Source organism: Nitrososphaerota archaeon (genome assembly GCA_011605775.1).
GTDB lineage: Archaea > Thermoproteota > Nitrososphaeria > Nitrososphaerales > JAAOZN01 > JAAOZN01.
The window spans coordinates 1-4,950 of record JAAOZN010000057.1 but is presented as its reverse complement, the minus strand read 5'-3'; the positions used below and the strand labels follow the sequence as shown (position 1 = coordinate 4,950).

Annotated in this window: 6 protein-coding genes; 2 read left to right on the top strand and 4 right to left on the bottom strand. The window is 48.0% G+C overall.

Translation table 11 applies throughout. The features are described 5' to 3' along the window. Positions 1–273, bottom strand: a 273-nt coding sequence (locus HA494_05270; GenBank protein ID NHV97182.1) for a DUF72 domain-containing protein, incomplete at its 3' end; no start/stop codon positions are given. Between the two features lie 12 nt (positions 274–285). Here HA494_05270 and HA494_05265 point away from each other — a divergent pair. Together HA494_05265 and HA494_05260 are read left to right on the top strand one after the other, a co-directional pair. Continuing rightward, entirely contained in the window at positions 286–1,008 is a 723-nt protein-coding gene (locus tag HA494_05265) for a hypothetical protein (GenBank protein ID NHV97181.1), read from the top strand. A 56-nt stretch (positions 1,009–1,064) separates the two neighbouring features. Further along, complete coding sequence (locus HA494_05260; GenBank protein NHV97180.1) at positions 1,065–1,760, top strand: orotidine 5'-phosphate decarboxylase; 696 nt, start codon at positions 1,065–1,067, stop codon at positions 1,758–1,760. Between the two features lie 2 nt (positions 1,761–1,762). Here the strand turns inward: HA494_05260 and HA494_05255 are convergent, their stop codons facing one another. Genes HA494_05255 through HA494_05245 form a run of 3 tightly spaced genes read right to left on the bottom strand, consistent with a single transcriptional unit; the run spans position 1,763 to position 4,922 of the window. Further along, complete coding sequence (locus HA494_05255; GenBank protein NHV97179.1) at positions 1,763–2,185, bottom strand: NUDIX domain-containing protein; 423 nt, start codon at positions 2,183–2,185, stop codon at positions 1,763–1,765. A gap of 39 nt (positions 2,186–2,224) precedes the next feature. Beyond that, the gene (locus HA494_05250; protein NHV97178.1) at positions 2,225–3,046 is read right to left on the bottom strand and encodes a hypothetical protein; all 822 of its coding nucleotides are present in this window, start codon (positions 3,044–3,046) and stop codon (positions 2,225–2,227) included. Continuing rightward, on the bottom strand, positions 3,015–4,922 hold the full coding sequence (locus HA494_05245; GenBank protein NHV97177.1) for a hypothetical protein: 1,908 nt from the start codon (positions 4,920–4,922) through the stop codon (positions 3,015–3,017). The genes HA494_05250 and HA494_05245 overlap by 32 nt, the downstream gene beginning before the upstream one ends. Positions 4,923–4,950: the final 28 nt, after the last annotated feature.

The window sequence follows — 4,950 nt, the reverse complement described above, 5'->3', positions numbered from 1 at the left end:
TTGTAGATGCCCATAAGCTTCTTGATTCTCCTTCGGCTTCTGGCTACCAGCTCTTCTCCAAGTCGGGCTGGATATAGGGTGTGTGATCCCTTGGAAAGCTTTCATGGTGAACTCAAACCCCTCTGCAACACTTCTTCTCCATCTCGCTGCAGTCTCAGGCGAAGGCAGCTTATAGAAGGTGGACTGCAGTTCAACTACCTCAAACCTCTTTGAGTACTCTAGGAGGGATAGCCCGGCTAAACCGCAGCACCCAACTTTAATCCTCTTTACCATCCTAAGAGTGGGTTGGTGAAGAGGTTAGGTAAAAACCTATTTAACACGGGGATGAAGTTTAGGGTGATGGGCGTGCATAAGAAGCTGGGCGCACCTATATTCGTGGAGCTCCTCGACTTAAAGGAGTTGGGTAGATTATCCTGCGCACTCGAACGCGTACCTATGCTCGTCTTCTCCTTCCCATCTAAAGTGGGGTTAAGGTTAGCGGTTCACGTGGATACATACTTTAACAGCCCAGTATTTTACTACGCCTCTTCAGATAAGTCTGGTCACTTTCTTGAATATCGTAACTCAGCTGGCCTAGAGGAGGTACGCATCTCTAACACCCCTTCATTCATCATCTACACCCCCATCGTTTCTGTGCATAAGTTATCTAAGGATTTTGAGCAAAATGAGGGGAGGAAGCTCGAAAAGATTCCCTCTATACAGGTAGCGGATCTGGTCAGCTTAGCTAAAGTTGCAGCATACAGGATGCTCTTCGAAGAATCACCTCTACCTATCTTCGCATATAGAGTAGATGGGGAGTGGGTTGCTGGCGTCTTCACCCGCTTAGATGAATTTGATGAGACCTCTCTCTTCTTCTACTGCTGGTTAGATAAGGAACCTAGCGGGCGCTTCATAAGATACTCGACAAACTCATCTGAGTTATCTTACACGGATAGGTTGGAGGAACACGGCTATGTTTACGTCAAAGTTATTAAGTTAAAGGCTTCACATCCGCTGGTGTCCCTTTAACCACTTCGTTTAGAGAACGTTTAGAAGACTCTTCTGAATCCCATAAGAGTCGGCTTGTGCTTGCGTTGGACCTCAACGTAGAAGAGGGCTTGTTAGAGTCGGCGTTAGATCTTGTCGAGCAGATTGGTTGTGAGTTGGCTGCTGTGAAGATTAACTACCATCTCCTTTTACCTTTGGCCCTAACGGATCTTAGGCGTGTTGTTGATGCTGCTCATCGTAAGGGACTGCAGACGATAGCAGACCTTAAGCTTAACGACATCTCCTCCACCAACTTAAAGGTTGTGAAGCTACTTTACGAAGCCGGGTTTGATGCATTCATAGCGAATCCGATAGTGGGCTACCGAGAGGCTCTACAGCCTACTATAGAGGAGGCGCATAGAAGAGGCATGGGTGTGATCTTCCTCACCTACATGAGCCACAAAGGCGCCTCAGAAGGCTACGGGCTAAAGATCACGTTGAGATCAGGCTTGGTGAAGCCGCTCTATAGGCTCTTCGCTGAAAGGGCTTTGAAATGGGGTGCTGACGGGATCATCGTAGGCGCCACCAGACCGAGCATAATAAAAGAAGTAGCCGCTTTAATAAAGAACACGTTACCCATATTTTCACCGGGTGTAGGTGTGCAGGGTGGCTCAGCGTTAGAGGCGCTCAACGCTGGTGCCGATTATCTGATAGTGGGTAGATCCATAATCGACTCATCAGACCGCGTCGCCGAAGCTAGGAGATTAAGGGAGTGGAGTTGGGTAGCGCGCTGATTTCACTGATTTGTTTCCGTTAGGAATTGATGAGCCTCTTTTAAGACGTTTCTCGCGTTTTGATAGGTTACCTTCGCCAAGGCTTCATCTATGGGGAGCCACACATACCCTTGGTGCTCAAAGGATATCTTAACATCTTTTGTCTTACTCTCCGCTAAGTAGAAGGTTACGGTCTTCTTCACCAGCTGATCCCCTTTCCTATAGTAATACTGTATCATCTTCTTGAAGCCGTTGATGAATTTCAGATCGGTTAAACCTGTTTCCTCGCCGATCTCTCGGATAGCAGCATCTAGCTCGCTCTCACCCTTCTCAACATTACCTTTCGGAAAGTCCCAGTGCCCAGCTGGGTAGTGTAGAATAAGGTACTCTATCATGCTATCAGATCTGTGTACAACTATTGCGCCAGCAGACCTTTCCTCCAGCAAGACCAAATATACCCTTAAACCAGCCCATTAATTAGCCTTTTAAACCATTAGCTTCAAAATCTTAACCAAGAGAGCTTGGCAGCCAGCCGCAACATAGCCCAGCGTCACATTACTTCTTAGGTCGATGTCTTCTGCCGCGTTGAGCAGTTTGAACACACCTTTAGCCTCCTTGACCAAGAATAGTGAGGGCAAGCAGTCATAGGTCCTTAGCCTAGGATAAGGTTCTATGAAGCCATCCACCTTACCCACAGCAACATACGCCGTCTCTAGGGCTGCTGTGCCGAGGATGCGCGGATGTTTTATATTGTTTATGAGGTTGACTAACAGGTGTGGCTCATTCCTATACTGCCCCTTAACTCTTAGGCTAAGCGAGATAACAGCTGCGCCCAAATCATCTATCTTCGATGGTTGTGCCTCTTTACCATCAGCCTTACACCCCCTACCCTTCGATGCCACTATGATTTCACCATTCACCAGATCTATGGTGCCAGCAGCTACTATATCAGAAAATCTTCTACCACTTGCTATTGCAACACTCGCCGAAAAGAAAGGTATCCCACGCCCAGCATTTGTACTACCATCAACAGGATCGACGAGCGCCGTTAGCTCGGAAGAGGGGTCTCCAACAAAACCAGCTTCTTCTGAGATTATGAAGCAGCTCTCTAGCCGCTCGTTCAAAAGCGTTAGTATTTCGTCTTCAAGAGCCTTATCGAGCAGAAGCGTCTTATCTCCAGACGCACCTCTCCCAACAACTTTGGCCGCTTCGCCACTTACCCTAATTTCAGCGAACCTTCTTTTAGCACGCTCAAGCGCCTCAACGATAACATCTTCATACGTCAACAGCTTTCTTCCTCTGCTCATCCACTTGAGGCTCTTTCACGACTTTTTGGCGTGAAAGATAGGCGGTGAGTACTATGGCTACCACACCTATAGCGACTGGTAGAGCGTATCTCATCTGCAAGTTCTCAGCGACCGCTAACTGTGTCTCAAAAGCCTCGCCCTCAAGAACCTCGCCTTCAAAGATAAAGTTGACTTTGGAAGCGATCTTTAGGAGTAGCACCGAAGACGGTATGATCTGAACCGTCTTGTTAAAGGTCTGCCCAGATTTGATCTCAGCAACCCTTATCACGATAGGTGTATCTGGTGTCTCAGCGCCACTCAACCTAACCTCTGCCTCCACATCATACACTGAGAGCGAGGACGGGTTGGAGATGGTAAATGTGAGGGTAGCCTCTTGCTTCTCAACAAGCGAGCTAGGTGGGATTAAAGCTAGTTTGATAGGGTTCTCCACACGCACAGAGATCGGCTGCACATCCAGGGTTTGGTTCTGTGCTGAAAAAACGAAGTCACTAACGACAGGAGCATATTGATAGGTGCCAGCATTCAAGTATCGAATGTTGAAATCAAGTGTAACAGTCTGACCGACCTCAAAAACGTCAACACCTCTCTCTGAACGCTGTGCAGCAACATAAGAGTAATTTAAAGACCTCACTTTAAGATCGTAGACAGGGAACGGGCCTAGGTTGACTATCGAAACCTTAGCATCTGATGTCGAACCTCTGAATGCTGAGGGCTTTGAAATCTCTTGGGTAACTTTAAGCCCACCAGCGTAGGCGTATGAGTTTGACGCAACCCTGAGAGTGAAGCCGCTCCACTCGACCTCAGCCAAGAACGGTGGTTGGACGAAGCTGAGAGACCTGTTCGACCTCAACATATAGCTAAAGACCCGCTCAGCCGCTCCATCGAATACCGAAGACACCTCCATACGCTTCCCGCTGAGTGTAAAGTTACCTCCTTCGAGTTCGAAGCCTTCCGGTATCTGCGATGAAAGCTTGATCAAGGTTCTGTTCGCATAGGCTACCGAAGCTTTCACAACCCCCTTCACAGCCAAACCATCTCTTTTCTGAGAAGCCTCCACCGTTTGACTTAAGCTGAGCTTAGGTGCACCCGAAGTGGAGCGGCTGAACCTGATGGTGAGAGTGTTCGCAGAAACCACCTTCTCCCCTTCTTCATCAACCCACTTTACAGAAACCCTAGCTTGCTGAAGCGGTTGAGTTAGGGTTCCGGGCTTAACTGGAACCTCAACTCCCCAGCTTTCAGCCTTCTCTAGAACAGGCTTAGACGCGACTTTACTGCCAGCCATAGTAACGGTTACGTTAAATGCGCTCCTTGTCCCTACATTCGTGATTTTAACCGCCAATCTGTTAGCAGCCTCGATCGGGTTAGGCTCTTTTGGCTCAGCGGTTACAAGAAGCGTTGGTCTAGGCTTATTCAAGAGCAGCCTTACATCATTTGGATATGCTCTGCCGCTAAAGATCTTGTCACCGAGCCTATAGGTGTAGGTTATGGGCGTACTTACCCCAGCCACATAAAGATCTGATGGTATCTGCTCAGTTAATCTGAGCACATATGGGATTTCAACCTTCTCCCCAGGCTTTAGCGTCACAACTTTTTTAGAGGTATTACCGCTGACGAGTTCAAACTTACCCCGCCACCAATCTTCGTTTACAGTCAAATCCTCTGCTGCCAAGCTATTCGCTGGGGCTACATTCTCTAACCTAAGCGTAACCTCGACCGTATCCATTCCAGAAGCAGCTTCGATAACCCCCTTGTCAACAACCCTCTCCACCTTGAGCAGAGGAGGGTAATAGGCTAGTTCGATCTTGGATAAAGGCGGCTTCTCCCCAGCACCCACTTTAAACGAAAGTTTAGAGGAGAAGTTTTCAACAGAGTTCATGACCTCAACACTAGGTAGAAGAGTTGAT